Origin of the sequence: Pedobacter sp. (assembly GCF_965279535.1) — a bacterium.
Classification (GTDB): Bacteria; Bacteroidota; Bacteroidia; order Sphingobacteriales; family Sphingobacteriaceae; genus Pedobacter.
Map to the genome: position 1 here is coordinate 4,517,815 of NZ_OZ257244.1, position 15,706 is coordinate 4,533,520.

Sequence of the window (15,706 nt, forward strand, 5' to 3'; positions counted from 1 at the left end):
TCAACAGTTAAGTATTTAAACAGTTAAACAGTTAAATAATTAACCACCTCACCAAACCTATATAAAGCCCATTCTGTTCGAATCCAGTTTCAGGAAAATAAACAGCAAAATGGTAAAGCTCCAGAGAGAAGAGCCACCATAACTGATTAGTGGCAGTGGAATCCCGATTACGGGGATAATCCCGATGGTCATCCCGATGTTGATGAATACGTGAAAGAAAAGAATACAAGCCACACTATACCCATACACACGAGAGAAGGTAGAGCGTTGGCGTTCTGCTAAGTTTACCAGTCGTAAGAGCAGGAACATGTATAAGCCAATAACAACCGAACAGCCGGCAAACCCCCATTCCTCACCTATAGTAGAAAAGATAAAATCAGTGCTTTGCTCAGGTACATAGCCATATTTAGTTTGAGTTCCCTGTAAAAAGCCACGTCCAGTAGCCTGACCAGAGCCAATTGCGATTTGTGACTGGATTACATTATAACCCGCGCCCTTATTGTCGGTTTTTAGCCCCAGCATTAATTCAATTCGGCTGCGTTGATGGGGTTGCAGTACTTTCTCATAGGCAATTTTAACCACAAAAAGATAAGCAATTGCAATAAATGTAACCAGTACGGTAGTAATGATGAGCTTCTGTTTTCGTTTATTTGCATAAATAAATAACCCACCAATACTGATTAAAATAATGATGAGGATATACGTGGGTACCAGGAAATCAGCAATAAACAAGGCAATCATGCCTAAAAAAATCAACAAAAAATAACCCGACAAACCTTCGCGGTATAGGGGAAACATAAATGCTAAGAATACCAAAGCAGAACCTGTATCAGGCTGAAGCATAATCAACATTAAAGGGGCAATTACTATTGCAGCAGCGATGAGTATGGATTTCAGGTCTCTGAATTTGGGGTTAAAAGTACTTACATATCTTGCTAATAACAGCGCTGTGCCAAATTTGGCAAACTCTGAAGGTTGTAGCCTAAATGATCCGATGGGGATCCAGGCCTGGTTACCACCTACATTTCGACCAACAAATAACACAACTACTAAGAGTAATAAGGTTATACCATAGATAAATGGTGCAAAAACATTGAAAAGTCTCCCGTCAAATAACAAGATTGATAAGCCTAAAATTAATCCCGTAATGATATAGATGAATTGCTTACCGTAACTACTGGTAAAATCGAATACGCCTGCCTTATCAGGGTTATAAATAGACGCGTAAATATTGGTGAAACCCACAGCGCACAAAGCAATGTAAAGGAGTACCGTAATCCAATCCACATTAAAAAAGAACCGATTGCCTTGCTGTTGCATCATTGTTTTTGAATTTCGGTTTTAACTGCACTTAAATCCGGCGCTTTAAGCACATTGGGTTTAGTTAATGAAGTGCTTTTCAAAGTTGCTGCCTTTGTTTTTAAACTATCCTTTAATCTCTTTAGTGAATCTGTTTTCTTGATAATTAAACTATCCGCTTTGGTTAGCTTCAGTTTTTTAGTCTTATCAATCAGTGCAGGAAGCAAATTCTGACTTTTCATCCACTCTACCTGTGATGCCCTTGCGCCACTTATATTTCTTTTAATGTATTTTTCTACCATGTAGCTGGCGATAGGGGCGGCATATGTACTTCCATAACCTGCATTTTCTACAATTACTGCTATGGCAATTTTCGGATTATCGCGTGGAGCAAAACCAATAAACACAGAGTGATTTTTTCCGTGCGGATTCTGTACCGTCCCTGTTTTACCACAAAGTATAATATCTGGGATTCGTGAAAGCGTAGCTGTTCCCCAGGAGGCGTTTACGCAATCCTGCATACCATCTATTACAGGTTCGAAGTGTTTGGCATCAATACCTACGAAGTTTTTCGCTACATAACCCTTTTTGATCAGGTTTTTATCGCCCATGGCTTTAATCAGGTGAGGCTTAATATAATATCCTCTGTTAGCGATAATGGCCATGGCATTGGCAATTTGAAGTGGGGTAGCGGTGATCTCTCCCTGTCCGATAGCCTGAGAAATTACAGTCGTATATCCCCATCGCTTACCATAAATCTTATCATAATGATCGGCATTATAAAAATACCCCTTACGCTCGAATGGTAAATCCACTTCCAATTTGGTTCCAAAACCAAATTTGGCAATTTTATCTCTCCATTCCTGGTAAGTTTGCCTTTGGTTCTTCATTCCGTTTTTGGTAATGAGTCTTTGAAAAACATTACAAAAATAGGTATTACAACTTCTGGCAATCCCCATACGCATACCGATGCTCCCATCTACGTGTTCACATTTTACCTTGTGGTTACCGGCCATATAATACCCAGGGCAAAAGAAAGGAGTATTTGGATCAATTACACCTTCTTGTAAGCCAATTAAGGCATCAATGGGTTTAAAGGATGATCCCGGAGGATAATACCCCTGAATGGGCCTAACTAAGGAAGGGCGATAAGGATTACCAATTAAATCCATATAGTTGTTCCCCTGGTCGCGGCCAACCAGGAGGTTAGGATCATAACCCGGACTACTCACCATCGCCAGTATTTCACCTGATGAAGGCTCGATTGCAACAATAGCCCCCACTTTGTTCATCATGAGTTCTTCACCCAGTTTTTGGATTTGAATGTCAATACCAGAAATCAAACGTTCGCCAGAAACGGCGTTAATGTCGTATTTTCCATCGGCATAGCTTCCTTGTGGGGTGTTTCTGGCATCGTAAACAGTATTAATTACACCACGTTCGCCGCGTAAAACTTCTTCGTAAGAACGTTCCAGGCCGCTTTTGCCTTTATAATCTCCTGGTTTGTAATACCCTTCAGATTTTTCGATATCATCATCACTAACCTCCCTTACATAGCCGAATAACTGTCCGGCAACACTATCAGGGTAATGACGCACTGTTCTGTCCTGTGTTCTAAACCCAGGGAAGCGGTACATAATCTCCTGCAGACGGGCATAACTCTGAACTGAAATTTGCTTTAAAAAGGGGGTAGATTGATAAGTTGATTTCCCTCTCGCTTTGCGTAAATTTTTGCGCACATCCTCTGGTGTTATATCGAGTGCTTTGGCCAGGGCTAAAGTGTCAAAAGGTTTTACTTCATTGGGGATAACCATTAAATCGTAAACGGGTTCGTTTTGAACGATAACCTTCATGTTGCGATCTAAGATAGCTCCCCGGGCGGGATATTTGTAAATTTTGCGGAGTACGTTACTTTCTGCCGAGAGAAAATATTTATCACTCACAATCTGTATGTAAAACAACTTGCCCAGTAAAATGAGGGCAACCACAATGAATAATCCTTGTACGGTATATTTTCGGTTAAATAATTGATCCATTAGCGTGCCGTTCTCCTATAGAATATAAACTCCACCAATAAAATAAGAAGTAGCGTAAAGATACAACTTAAGCCGCATCTCATTAAGGTATAACCAATTTCGGACAACCTGAATGTTTCTAAGAAGAAAAGAACCAAATGGTGTGCTAAAACACATAAAAATGCATAAAGTGCAAACCACTGAAAGCCCATATAGCTTAATGAGGGTTCGGGATCGTCAATAGCGTCCCGGTTTAAACTAATGGAAATAAAAGCAATTCTGACAAATGCCAGTACCACGCAGGCAGTAGCGTGTACGCCCATCGTATCGTAAAATGCATCGAGTGTTAGGCCTGTACCAAATGCCAGCAAATAAAGCAAGATATTGGGCATGCCGAAGGGCAACAGCAACAAGAAAAGTACATAAATGAATGGTGTAGACAAGTCGTAAAATCCCATGTTTTTGAGCAAAAAAATCTGCACAAAAAGTAAGATAAACCAACGGATCACATTTACGATTAATATTCTACTGTTCATTCGTTTTGGCTACATTTTCAAGGTTCTTTTGTTCTGTCGCTAATTTATCTTTCACTACATATACATACTGTAAGGTACTAAAATCGGTAAAAAGATTAAGTTCTGCCGATAAGAAATTGTCGTTTGTTGCAACATTTGTTTTACTGATTTTTCCAACCAGGATTCCGGCAGGGAATGATCCATAACCAGATGTAATTACCGTATCACCAATTGACATCTTAATGTGATTCGGCACTTCTTTAATAAAGGCTTTCTTAATGTCGAAATTTCCTTCGCCCCAAACAAGGGAACCCAGGGCATGATTCTTTTTTAATGTCACACTAATTCTGGCGTCTTTATGTAAAAGCGACTGAATGGTTGCTAAATGTGCCGATACATCACGGATAAAGCCCACAACACCTTTTTGGGGTGCAATTACAGCCATGCCACTCTCAAGTCCATCCAGGCTACCTTTGTTAACGGTTATGATATTATTTCTGAGCGTAATGGAGTTTTTAATCACCTTGGCGGGCAGGTAGGTATATTGTTGCCTGGTTACCGTGTCGATAACTTTAACATCTTTTGCCGTATCAATAGTGGTTAAGGCTAAAATTTGTGTTTTAAGCTTGGCATTTTCAGCGGCCAGGCTGTCATTTACCATGCCCAGATTTAAATACCTTTTAAAAACATTTAAACGTTCATAGGCACTTCCCACTACTTCATTTGTAGAGTTTAACGTAACACTGCGCTGATAGGCATTGTTCTTTACCGTTAGGTAAACGCCAATGGTAAAAAAGATAATAAACAAGAAAAATGCGTTGTATCTGCTGATGAAAATCCAAAGGTTACGCATTTGAGTTGGGAGTTGAGAGTTAAAGTTTGGAGTTTTGACTGGTTACTCGCAAGTCAAAACCCCAAACTCAAAACTATAAGGTTATTGCATTAAAAATTTATACCCGCCGATATTTTTAAGGGCGATACCGGTACCGCGAACAACGGCACGTAATGGATCTTCAGCAACGTGAACCGGTAATTTGGTTTTAGCAGCAACACGTTTATCCAAGCCTCTCAATAAAGCCCCTCCACCTGTTAAATAAATACCGGTCTGGTAAATATCAGCAGAAAGTTCTGGTGGCGTAATCTCTAAAGCTTTTAATATCGCTTCCTCAATTTTCGAAATTGATTTATCTAAACAATGCGCAATTTCAGTGTAGGAAACTGTAATTTGTTTTGGTACACCTGTCATCAAGTCACGACCCTGAACTGCAAAATCTCCAGGAGCATCCTGTAATTCTGGAAGTGCTGCACCTACTTCAATTTTGATCTTTTCTGCTGTACGATCACCAATCATGATATTATGTTGACGGCGAATGTAGTTTACAATATCAGAGTCGAAGTTATCTCCGGCAACACGAATAGATTGATCACAAACAATACCAGATAAAGCGATAACCGCAATTTCTGTTGTTCCACCACCGATATCGATGATCATGTTACCCATAGGTTCCTCCACATCAATACCAATACCTACAGCAGCAGCCATAGGCTCATGGATGAGGTACACTTCTTTTGCGCCGGCAATCTCTGCCGAATCGCGTACCGCACGTTTTTCTACCTCTGTAATACCTGAAGGAATACAGATAACCATACGTAACGAAGGGAACATCCATCCCTTACCGCCATTTAGCATACGGATCATACCTTTAATCATCGCTTCAGCAGCGTTAAAATCGGCAATTACACCATCCTTTAATGGACGAACAGTTTTAATATTATCGTGGGTTTTACCTTCCATCTGCATCGCCTGACGACCGATGGCAATTACTTTATTTGTAGTGCGATCAAAAGCAACAATCGAAGGTTCATCAACTACTACTTTATCGTTATGTATAATTAGGGTGTTCGCTGTGCCTAAATCGATGGCAACTTCTTGCGTAAACCAATTGAATAATCCCATGTAAGGTATGTTTCTTTGTTTTAGTTTAAAACTATACTATTCCTAATGTAAAAATAGCTTTTTTATTGTATTAACTTTTATTTTCTTTAGTCATTAAATTGTTTTTAAGGCAATTAAAATATTCAGAAAATGAAAACCCTGGCGTATTTCGTTTTTTTGTCTCGTTATTGGTCGTTCGTTCGCCTAAACCTAACTTTAAACTTTAAACTTTCAACTTTGAACTCTCAACTTTGAACTCTCAACTCCCTACGCCTTCTATCTTAAACCTTTATTAGTGTTTAAAGTGTCTTACACCAGTAGTAACCATCGCAATACCTTTTTCATTTGCTTTCGCCACAGAATCAGCATCTTTGATAGAACCACCTGGTTGCAATACAGCAACTATTCCTGCATCAGCAGCAATCTCTACACAATCAGGGAAAGGGAAGAATGCATCAGAAGCCATTGCAGCACCCTGAACACTAAAACCAAAAGAAGCAGCTTTTTCAATTGCTTGCCTTAAAGCATCCACACGTGAAGTTTGTCCAACACCGCTGGCAATTAATACATCATCTTTAACCAAAACAATGGTATTAGATTTAGTGTGTTTAACAATTTTATTAGCGAAATATAAATCTTTTAACTCCTGAGCGGTAGGTGCTTTATCCGTTACAGTAGTCATTTGCTCTGGACCTTCGATAATTAAATCCTTATCCTGCTCAATTACACCGTTCAATAAAGTTTTAAATTGTTTTTTGCTCAATTCAACTTCATTGCGTTTTAAAATTACGCGGTTTTTCTTTTTGCTGAACAATTCAACAGCTTCAGGCTGATATGATGGAGCAATTAACACTTCAAAGAATAGGTTGTTAATTTCTTCAGCGGTTGCCAGGTCAACTTCGCGGTTAGTAATTAAAACACCACCGAAAGCAGAAACAGGATCACAGGCTAAAGCATCAATCCAGGCTTGCTTAACTGTGGCACGAGAAGCCACGCCGCATGCATTAGTATGTTTTAAGATAGCGAAAGTAGGTTCTTCGAACTCATCAATAAGCGCTACAGCTGCATCAACATCTACTAAATTATTGTAAGAAAGTTCTTTTCCATTTAATTTGGTAAACATGGCATCTAAGTCGCCATAAAATACACCTCCCTGATGCGGGTTTTCTCCGTAACGTAAAGTTTTAGCCTCAGTAACACTTTGCTTGAATACATCAAGCGGTTCTTCTGTATTAAAGTAGTTAAAAATTGCAGTATCATAGTGAGAAGAAGTATGGAAAGCTTTTTTAGCAAAGGCTTTACGTTGTGCTAAAGTGGTTTCACCATTTTGCTCTTCTAACTGGGCTTGTAAGGTTGGGTAATCATTTTTAGAAGCAATGATTACAACATCGTTGAAGTTTTTAGCTGCAGCACGGATTAAAGAAATACCACCGATATCAATTTTTTCAATAATTTCTTCAGGGGTTCCGCCGGCTTTTACTGTTTCTTCAAAAGGATATAAATCTACAATTACTAAGTCAATCTCCGGAATCTCGTATTCGGCAATTTGTTGTTGATCACCTTCCAAACCTCTGCGGTTTAGAATTCCACCAAAAACTTTTGGATGTAAGGTTTTAACCCTTCCACCTAAAATAGAGGGATAGCCCGTTAAATCTTCAACAGCCGTAACCGGGAGATCTAAATCTTTGATAAATTGTTCAGTTCCACCTGTGGAAAACAACTGCACGCCCTGAGCGGCTAACAATTTTACCAATGGCGCTAAACCATCTTTATAATATACTGAAATTAAAGCGTTTTTGATTTTAATGGATTGACTCATTCTACTCGAAATTTTGAGCCGCAAAGGTAGTAAAACAGGATGGTTTTTGAAATGGAAAGCCCCTCAATATTAATTTTTTTTAATGATTTTAATGTCAAGGGGCTGTTATCAAGAGATAATAAACTGTAATTCGCTTAATATGTATGCATTAAGAGCTTTATTTCTTTATTTTTTTGACTAAACTTTCTACAATTCTTGGGTAATGCAGGTGTTCTAATTGCTGCCCTTTAAATTTTACCATTTCCAGGTTGTCGGATTTATCGATTTTATACCTGGCCTGGTAAATATATTCTCCCTCATCATAGTTTTCATCAACATAGTGGATGGTGATTCCACCCTCAGGTTCGCCTGCTGCCATTACCGCATGATGTACATAATCGCCATACATGCCTTTGCCGCCAAATTTAGGTAAAATGGCAGGATGTATATTGACTATTCGGCCAGGATAGGCCTGAATTAAATTTTGAGGAACAAGCCATAAGAAGCCTGCCAGCACTATAAAATCGATATCAAGATTTTTAAGTAAATCGATAACTTCGTCTGTTTTATAAAACTCATGCTTATCAAAAACGTGACTCGGAATTTCAAAGTTGTCAGCCCTTTGAAGCACATAGGCTTCCGCGTTATTCGTTAAAACCAAAGAGATTTCGATGTCGTTACTTCGTTTAAAATGCTCCATTAGCTTTTGGGCATTAGACCCAGAGCCAGAAGCAAAAATGGCTATTCGTTTTTTCACTCAAAAATCGTTTTCCCCAAAAATAGTATTTTAATGTTTTAGTTGTAATACAAAATCGGTTTTTATTAATTTCTCTGCCATTTATTAATGTGGTAATTAAAACGTACTTTTACGGCTTCTGAAGCACTTTTATTTTTTGTGGAAAAAAAGTTGAAAGTGTTTTGTAAATTAAAAACATTAGTCCTATATTTGCAACCCGAATTATAGGAAACGATTAAAAGAAAAATAAAGGCTAATAAAAATGGCAAATCATAAATCTTCATTAAAAAGAATTAGAGCAAACGCTACAAAACGTTTACGTAACAGGTATCAGGCAAAAACTACTCGTACTTTCATCAAAAGATTACGTGCAGCTGAAGATAAAAATTCTGCTTCAGAATTATTGCCTAAAGTAATTTCTATGCTAGATCGTTTAGCTAAAAAGAATGTTATTCACAAAAACAAAGCAGCTAACAATAAATCTAAATTAACGAAATTCGTTAACGGTTTAAAATAAGCTAATTTTTTTACGATATTAGTAGAAGGCATCCCAACCAAAAGTTGGGATGCCTTTTTATTTTGTAAAAAAAATGAGCGCATACGAGCAAAAACTAGGAATAAAGCTTTGGGCTGAAGAGGATCGCCCACGGGAAAAGTTAGTACAAAATGGCCGCAGGCACCTAACGGATGCTGAATTGATTGCTATTTTAATTGGATCGGGGAATAAAATAGAAACTGCCGTGGATTTGAGTAAAAGAATCCTGCTCTTTTACGAAAACGATCTGGCCAAGCTGGGTAAGGCCTCTATACAGGAACTCTCTAAATTTAAAGGAATAGGAGAGGCTAAGGCCATTTCGATTATTGCGGGCTTAGAATTGGGGCTCAGGCGTAAAGAAAGTCCAGCGGAAGAAAGGCTTAAGGTTACTGCCTCAAGAGATGCTTATCTCTATCTTCAAAATACCTTCTCTGATCTTAACCACGAAGAGTTCTGGATACTTTTGCTCGATCGCTCCAATCGTATTATGGGTAAACACCTCATCAGTAAAGGTGGGCAGGCCGGTACAGTAGCAGATCCCAAAATGATTTTTAAAGTAGCATTAGAGCATAATGCGGCAAGCATTGTTCTGGCTCATAATCATCCTTCTGGTAATTTAAATCCCAGTGATAGCGATGATAAAATTACACGATCATTGGTTACATCCGGACAAATGCTCAATCTTTTAATTGCTGATCATCTGATATTCGGACATAATAATTATTATAGTTATCGGGATCAGGAACGAATCTGATCATAGCTTGTCTCAATAGTGTGATATTAATACAGATTTAACAAGAAATCCGTATTATCGCATCAAACGACATCAACATGAATACAATTAAACTATCATTCTTCCTTTTGCTTTTTGCTCTTCCCGTTTTTGCGCAGAAGAAATCAGCACCTATTAATGTAATTACTTACAATATCCGCCTAAATGTTGCCTCTGATGGGATAAACGCCTGGCCAAACCGCAAAGACAATGTAAAGGCTTTAGTTAAATTCCACGATGCCGACATTCTTTGTGTGCAGGAAGCGCTACCAGAGCAATTTGATGCATTACTCGAAAATTCCAATTTTGATGTAATAGGTGTGGGCCGTGAAGATGGTAAGCGCAAAGGAGAATTCTCTGCAGTTTATTTTGATAAGGATAGATTTACTAAAAAAGAGGGTGGAACTTTCTGGCTTTCTCAAACACCAGATGTGCCATCAAAAGGCTGGGATGCAGCCTTGAACCGGGTATGCAGCTGGGTAAAGCTTTATGATAAATTAAATAAGAAAGAGTTTATCGTTTTTAACACACATTACGATCACATTGGCGTGCAGGCCAGAATTGAATCTGCCAAATTACTTAAACAGAAAATTCAACAAATTGCCCCTAATCTTCCGGTAATCTTTACCGGCGATTTAAACGTAACCCCCGAAACTGAAGCCATTGCTACAATAAAATCCTTTCTTTCAGATTCAAAAGCAATTTCTGTGGAACCTCCATATGGACCTGATGGCACTTTTAATGCTTTCGATTTTAACAGCGATCTTAAAAACCGGATTGATTATGTCTTTGTAAATCAAAAATTTCAGGTACAAAAGTATGCGGTGTTAACTGATAGTAAAGACAAGCGCTATTATTCTGACCACCTTCCGGTTTTTGTAAGACTTTATATTAAGTAATCATTTGAATTCAGCGCATCTGTTTCCTTTCAAGTTCGAACTGTTTGGTCAGTCTTACCATTATCATTATCTGTTCGAAACGCTATCCTTCATCATAGGTGTCAGGGTATATTATTACTTGAAAAAAGGAATATCCGATCCCATTTCGGATGAACATAGGCTTTGGATTATGCTTGGTGCAATGCTTGGCGCATTAATTGGCTCTCGCTTAATTGCCATACTCGAAAGTCCTGAAGCATTAGGACAACTTAGTTTTCTAATGCTTTATCAAAGTAAAACCATTGTGGGTGGATTGTTCGGCGGCCTATTCGGGGTAGAGCTGATGAAAAAAATTATCGGTGTTAACATCGCTTCTGGTGATATTTATGTAGTACCGATATTAACAGCTTTGTTTATCGGACGTATGGGATGTTTTTCTATGGGTATAGATGAGCCGACATATGGCGTTGAAACAGGTTTTTTTATGGGAATGGATCTCGGAGATGGGCTTCGTCGCCATCCGGTTATGCTTTACGAAATGATTTTCCTCCTAATACTTTTTATGCTGTTTACTTCAATTAAAAGGAAGGAGCTTATTAATGGAGATCGATTTAAACTCTTTATGGTTTTGTACTTTCTCTTCCGTTTTGCAGTAGAGTTTTTAAAACCTTATCACCCCTTGTTCCTGAATTTAAGCAGTATTCATTGGTCGGCTTTGTTTATTTTTCTGTATTATTATAAATTCATTATCCGGATGGCCCAAACCATTTTTTACCCTAAAGCACTGAATTATGGCTAACACAAGAGATTATATATATTACGATTACACTAAAAGTCTCTGTCCGGAATGCTTACAGCTTTGCGATGCAAAAATTGTTTTTCAGGATGCAAAGGTTTTTATGCTTAAGCATTGCAGAACACATGGAGCAAGTAAAGTAATGATTGCGGATGATGTGGAATACTATAAACAGATTCGTAATTATAATAAACAATCAGAAATCCCCCTTAAGTTCAATACAAAAACACATTATGGATGTCCTTACGATTGTGGCCTTTGCACCGATCATGAGCAACATTCCTGTTTAACAGTTATCGAGGTAACCGATCGTTGTAACCTGGCTTGCCCTACCTGTTATGCGATGTCTTCTCCAAATTATGGCAGGCATAGAACGTTAGCTGAAATTGAGCGCATGATGGATATCGTAGTGGCAAACGAAGGGGAACCGGATGTGGTGCAACTTTCAGGAGGAGAGCCTACTGTGCATCCGGAGTTTTTTAAAATATTGGATTTAGCCAAAACTAAACCCATCAAACACCTGATGGTAAATACCAATGGGATCAGGATAGCCAAAGACATACACTTTGTAGAAAAACTGGCCACCTACATGCCCGATTTTGAGATCTACCTCCAGTTCGATAGTTTTAGTACTGAGGTATTAACCAAACTTCGGGGAGAGGATTTAACGGAGGTAAGAAAGAAGGCGATAGATCATCTAAATCAATTTAATATTTCTACAACCCTCGTCGTTACCCTGCAAAAGGGCTTGAATGATGGAGAAATTGGAGATATCTTAGCTTATGCTCTGAAACAAAAGTGCGTTAGGGGTGTAACCTTTCAGCCCACACAAGTTGCAGGTAGAAATGATGACTACAACGATCAGCAGGGTCGGATTACCCTCACCGAAGTTAGAAGGAAGATTTATGAACAATCGCCGGTTTTTACACCGCAGGATTTGATTCCTGTACCCTGTAATCCGGATGCCTTATGCATGGCTTATGCTTTAAAAATAGGAGATGAGGTATTTCCAATGACCCACTTAATTAATCCGGAAGATTTATTAAATAACTCTAAAAATACCATTGTATTTGAGCACGACGAAAAGTTAAAAGAACATATGCTTAATTTATTCAGTACCGGGGTTTCGGTAGACTGTGCTGAGGATACTTTTGGCGAGTTGATGTGTTGCCTGCCCAGGGTAAAATCAGATAGTCTGAGTTATGATAACTTATTCAGGATCATCATTATGAATTTCATGGACCCATTAGACTTTGATGTCCGGGCTGTGAAAAAATCCTGTGTCCACATTGTAAGCGATAAATATAAGCTCGTTCCATTCGAAACCATGAATATTTTTTACCGCGACAATAAAATTGATGCCATTAGAGAGAAATTAAATCTAAACTAGTTATGGTTATACTTTTAATATTTTATGCATTGGCCATTATTGGGCTGTTTATTGGAGGTATTATTACGATTATTGTTAAATCATCCAGAAATGAGCCTGTTAAACCAGGTATTCAAATGGTAATAGCCTCAGTAATTATGGTAATTATCGGCTTTGGAGCATGTGTCGCATTATTGGCTAATGGGTAGTTAAAATAAATTAATATGGAATTATTTGGTCTCTATTGGTTTGCCGTTATCGGACTTTTCATCGTTGGCCTTATTACTATAATTGTTAAAGCCGCAAAAAATGAGCCTGTTAAAACGGGGCTCAAGATGGTTATTGCATCTGTTATCTTATTGGTAATCGGTGCAGGTGCCTGTGCATTAATACTTTCCAACTTGGGCGGAATGCATTAAAGTATGCTCAAGCCAATTCTAATTGGTTCTGCTGCTGTCATTCGAACAAACAGCGTCATAAATTAATTATTAATCACGTTTTGTAGAACGTTTACTTTAATCCTTTCGGCATTAATATTATCTTTGCGCATTATTTAACGGTATTGCAGGAAGTGTAGTTTGATACACAAAAAAATCTCGGTACTCATTACTCAATACGTCATACTTTTCAACAAATGAAAATATCATATAACTGGTTAAAACAATTCGTTCAAATAGATAAAACCCCTCAGGAACTCTCGCTGATTTTGACTAATATAGGTTTAGAGGTAGAAAGTGTAGAAAAAGTGCAACCTGTGCTTGGTGGTTTAGAAGGCTTGGTTATTGGCGAAGTATTAACCCGTATACAACATCCAAATGCTGATCGTTTAAGCGTAACAACAGTTAGTGTTGGTGGCCCTGAAAACCTGCAGATAGTTTGTGGTGCACCTAATGTTGCTGCCGGACAAAAAGTTGTTGTAGCCACTGTAGGTACAACCGTTTATCCGCTAGAAGGAGAGCCATTCAAGATCAAAGAATCAAAAATCAGGGGCGAAGTTTCCAAAGGGATGATTTGTGCAGAAGATGAAATTGGTTTAGGAAAATCTCATGATGGAATCATGGTTCTACCAGCTGATGTGGAGATTGGAATTTTGGCTAAGGAGTATTTTCAAATGGAGGATGATTTCGTTTTCGAGATCGGCCTTACCCCCAATAGGGCAGATGCAGCCTCTCATTTAGGCGTAGCCAGAGATTTGGCAGCCTATTTCAGAAGCGAATATGAAATGCCAGATTTAGCCTCATTTAAAGTTGATAACGAAAACCTGGTAATCCCTGTAATAGTAGAAGACCCGGAAGCCTGCCCTCGTTACAGCAGTGTAACCGTTTCGGGTGTAACCGTTAAAGAATCACCAGACTGGTTAAAAGATAAATTAAAAGTTATCGGACTGCGTCCGATAAATAATATTGTAGATATTACCAACTATGTTCTACATGGATTGGGACAGCCATTACACGCATTTGATGCTGATAAAATTAGCGGTGGTAAAGTAGTTGTTAAGAAAGTGGAAGAAGGTACATCTTTTGTTACCCTTGATGATGTAGAACGTAAATTAAGCGCAGACGATTTAATGATCTGCAGTGCAGACGCACCCATGTGTATTGCCGGAGTTTTCGGTGGTAAAACATCGGGTGTTGATACCGAAACTCAAAATGTATTTTTAGAGAGTGCTTATTTTAATTCAGTTTCGGTACGTAAAACAGCTAAAAGACATGGTTTAAAAACCGATGCTTCCTTCCGTTTTGAACGGGGAACAGATCCGGAAATTACGGTTACAGCTTTAAAATACGCAGCCATTTTAATTAAGGAACTGGCAGGTGGAGAAATTTCTTCCGCTATTTCAGATATTTACCCAAGCCACATTAAACCATTTGAGTTTGAGGTGAGTTATACCAATATCAATAAGTTGATTGGAGCAAATATTCCTTCAGCCGAAATTAAACACATTATTACAGCTTTAGGTATTTCTGCAACCAACACATCCCCTGATACCCTCGCATTAAGAGTACCATCATACAAAGTGGATGTAACACGTGAATGTGATATTACAGAAGAGGTTTTACGTATTTATGGTTATAATAACATCGAGATTCCTACAAAAGTGAACGCTTCGTTGTCCTATACCAACAGGCCTGATAGAGAAAATACACAAAATGTGATTGCAGATATGCTTACAGCCAATGGTTATGCAGAAATCTGGTGCAATTCATTAACCAAATCAGCTTATTCTAAGAACCTTGATGAAGCAGTATTTATTTTGAATCCCTTGAGTAGCGATTTGAATGTAATGCGTCAGAGCCTTTTAATGCCAGCTTTAGAAAGCGTTGCTTACAATCAGAACCGTAAAAATGCTGACGTTAAATTTTATGAATTCGGAAAAACCTATCACTTAATTAATGAGAAGTATGTGGAGCGCCCACGCTTATTGTTATTGATTTCCGGAGCTAAACAAACCGAGCAATGGAACCAAAGCACTAAACCTGTAACTTTTTATAATTTAAAGGCTGCTGTAGATGCAATTATTGCTCGTTTAGGCATTACTACTTATCAAACTGATGTTTTGAATGAGGAGAACTTTGCCTATGGAATTAAATATTTTAGAGGAGATAAAGCATTGGTAAGTTTTGGTGCAGCCAGCAAGGCTGACAGGAAGTTGGCTGATGTTAATGCAGAGGTTTTCTATGCTGATTTTGATTGGGCGGGTTTATTGGATATTGTAAAAAAGAACAAAATCGTAAATAGAGAAGTTTCTAAATATCCTCAGGTGAGAAGAGACTTGTCATTACTCATTGATAAAGATGTAACTTTTGAATCATTAAAAAGCATTGCATTTAAAACAGATAAAAAACTGATTAAAGAAGTAGGGGTATTTGATGTTTACGAAGGAGATAAGCTTCCGGAGGGTAAAAAATCTTATGCATTGAACTTTATTTTGCAAGATGAGGAGCAAACCCTTACAGATAAGCAGATTGAGAGCACAATGCAGAAATTGATGTCGAATTTAACCCAACAAGCGGGCGCAGAAATTAGGAAATAAAATATTAATTCGTATTTTTAGAA

15 protein-coding genes are annotated in these 15,706 nt (G+C 38.2%); 8 read left to right on the plus strand and 7 right to left on the minus strand.

Annotated elements, in window-relative coordinates; genetic code table 11:
* Positions 1-57 precede the first annotated feature (57 nt).
* The 7 genes from rodA to ACQY77_RS18700 all read right to left on the minus strand — a co-directional run bounded on the left by rodA (position 58) and on the right by ACQY77_RS18700 (position 8,320).
* Positions 58-1,323 carry a rod shape-determining protein RodA gene (gene rodA, locus ACQY77_RS18670; RefSeq protein ID WP_428430034.1) on the minus strand — a complete coding sequence of 422 codons (1,266 nt, stop codon included), beginning with the start codon at positions 1,321-1,323 and terminating at the stop codon, positions 58-60.
* Positions 1,320-3,335, minus strand: coding sequence for a penicillin-binding protein 2 (gene mrdA, locus ACQY77_RS18675; protein WP_421940793.1), 2,016 nt, complete (start codon positions 3,333-3,335; stop codon positions 1,320-1,322). Before mrdA ends, rodA begins: the two co-directional genes overlap by 4 nt.
* On the minus strand, positions 3,335-3,850 hold the full coding sequence (locus ACQY77_RS18680) for a rod shape-determining protein MreD (protein ID WP_421940792.1): 516 nt from the start codon (positions 3,848-3,850) through the stop codon (positions 3,335-3,337). Before ACQY77_RS18680 ends, mrdA begins: the two co-directional genes overlap by 1 nt.
* On the minus strand, positions 3,840-4,682 hold the full coding sequence (mreC, locus tag ACQY77_RS18685; protein ID WP_421940791.1) for a rod shape-determining protein MreC: 843 nt from the start codon (positions 4,680-4,682) through the stop codon (positions 3,840-3,842). Before mreC ends, ACQY77_RS18680 begins: the two co-directional genes overlap by 11 nt.
* Positions 4,683-4,763: 81 nt before the next feature.
* A complete protein-coding gene (locus ACQY77_RS18690) occupies positions 4,764-5,786 on the minus strand; it encodes a rod shape-determining protein (protein WP_090884180.1) in 1,023 nt (340 codons plus the stop codon).
* 271 nt (positions 5,787-6,057) lie between these two features.
* Positions 6,058-7,584, minus strand: coding sequence for a bifunctional phosphoribosylaminoimidazolecarboxamide formyltransferase/IMP cyclohydrolase (gene purH, locus ACQY77_RS18695; protein ID WP_421940790.1), 1,527 nt, complete (start codon positions 7,582-7,584; stop codon positions 6,058-6,060).
* A 157-nt stretch (positions 7,585-7,741) separates the two neighbouring features.
* A complete protein-coding gene (locus ACQY77_RS18700; RefSeq protein ID WP_421940789.1) occupies positions 7,742-8,320 on the minus strand; it encodes a phosphoribosylglycinamide formyltransferase in 579 nt (192 codons plus the stop codon).
* A 241-nt stretch (positions 8,321-8,561) separates the two neighbouring features.
* On the opposite strand from ACQY77_RS18700, the gene rpsT reads away from it, so the two are divergent.
* The 8 genes from rpsT to pheT all read left to right on the plus strand — a co-directional run bounded on the left by rpsT (position 8,562) and on the right by pheT (position 15,683).
* The gene (gene rpsT, locus ACQY77_RS18705) at positions 8,562-8,816 is read left to right on the plus strand and encodes a 30S ribosomal protein S20 (RefSeq protein WP_090884174.1); all 255 of its coding nucleotides are present in this window, start codon (positions 8,562-8,564) and stop codon (positions 8,814-8,816) included.
* Between the two features lie 73 nt (positions 8,817-8,889).
* The gene (gene radC / locus ACQY77_RS18710; protein ID WP_421940788.1) at positions 8,890-9,588 is read left to right on the plus strand and encodes a RadC family protein; all 699 of its coding nucleotides are present in this window, start codon (positions 8,890-8,892) and stop codon (positions 9,586-9,588) included.
* 77 nt (positions 9,589-9,665) lie between these two features.
* On the plus strand, positions 9,666-10,505 hold the full coding sequence (locus ACQY77_RS18715; protein ID WP_421940787.1) for an endonuclease/exonuclease/phosphatase family protein: 840 nt from the start codon (positions 9,666-9,668) through the stop codon (positions 10,503-10,505).
* Between the two features lie 4 nt (positions 10,506-10,509).
* Complete coding sequence (locus tag ACQY77_RS18720; protein WP_421940786.1) at positions 10,510-11,283, plus strand: prolipoprotein diacylglyceryl transferase; 774 nt, start codon at positions 10,510-10,512, stop codon at positions 11,281-11,283.
* Entirely contained in the window at positions 11,276-12,670 is a 1,395-nt protein-coding gene (locus ACQY77_RS18725; RefSeq protein WP_421940785.1) for a radical SAM protein, read from the plus strand. Before ACQY77_RS18720 ends, ACQY77_RS18725 begins: the two co-directional genes overlap by 8 nt.
* A gap of 2 nt (positions 12,671-12,672) precedes the next feature.
* Entirely contained in the window at positions 12,673-12,858 is a 186-nt protein-coding gene (locus ACQY77_RS18730; RefSeq protein ID WP_421940784.1) for a hypothetical protein, read from the plus strand.
* A 15-nt stretch (positions 12,859-12,873) separates the two neighbouring features.
* Positions 12,874-13,068 (plus strand): hypothetical protein, encoded by a 195-nt coding sequence (locus tag ACQY77_RS18735; protein ID WP_421940783.1) that lies wholly within the window; start codon positions 12,874-12,876, stop codon positions 13,066-13,068.
* A 215-nt stretch (positions 13,069-13,283) separates the two neighbouring features.
* Complete coding sequence (gene pheT, locus ACQY77_RS18740; RefSeq protein ID WP_421940782.1) at positions 13,284-15,683, plus strand: phenylalanine--tRNA ligase subunit beta; 2,400 nt, start codon at positions 13,284-13,286, stop codon at positions 15,681-15,683.
* Positions 15,684-15,706: the final 23 nt, after the last annotated feature.

Coding starts and splice junctions, on each gene's coding strand:
- ACQY77_RS18690 (WP_090884180.1), bottom strand. CDS start 5,786: ATGGGATTATTCAATTGGTTTACGCAAGAAGTTGCCATCGATTTAGGC.
- ACQY77_RS18735 (WP_421940783.1), top strand. CDS start 12,874: ATGGAATTATTTGGTCTCTATTGGTTTGCCGTTATCGGACTTTTCATC.
- purH (WP_421940790.1), bottom strand. CDS start 7,584: ATGAGTCAATCCATTAAAATCAAAAACGCTTTAATTTCAGTATATTAT.
- pheT (WP_421940782.1), top strand. CDS start 13,284: ATGAAAATATCATATAACTGGTTAAAACAATTCGTTCAAATAGATAAA.
- ACQY77_RS18730 (WP_421940784.1), top strand. CDS start 12,673: ATGGTTATACTTTTAATATTTTATGCATTGGCCATTATTGGGCTGTTT.
- rodA (WP_428430034.1), bottom strand. CDS start 1,323: ATGATGCAACAGCAAGGCAATCGGTTCTTTTTTAATGTGGATTGGATT.
- mreC (WP_421940791.1), bottom strand. CDS start 4,682: ATGCGTAACCTTTGGATTTTCATCAGCAGATACAACGCATTTTTCTTG.
- radC (WP_421940788.1), top strand. CDS start 8,890: ATGAGCGCATACGAGCAAAAACTAGGAATAAAGCTTTGGGCTGAAGAG.
- mrdA (WP_421940793.1), bottom strand. CDS start 3,335: ATGGATCAATTATTTAACCGAAAATATACCGTACAAGGATTATTCATT.
- ACQY77_RS18715 (WP_421940787.1), top strand. CDS start 9,666: ATGAATACAATTAAACTATCATTCTTCCTTTTGCTTTTTGCTCTTCCC.
- ACQY77_RS18725 (WP_421940785.1), top strand. CDS start 11,276: ATGGCTAACACAAGAGATTATATATATTACGATTACACTAAAAGTCTC.
- rpsT (WP_090884174.1), top strand. CDS start 8,562: ATGGCAAATCATAAATCTTCATTAAAAAGAATTAGAGCAAACGCTACA.
- ACQY77_RS18680 (WP_421940792.1), bottom strand. CDS start 3,850: ATGAACAGTAGAATATTAATCGTAAATGTGATCCGTTGGTTTATCTTA.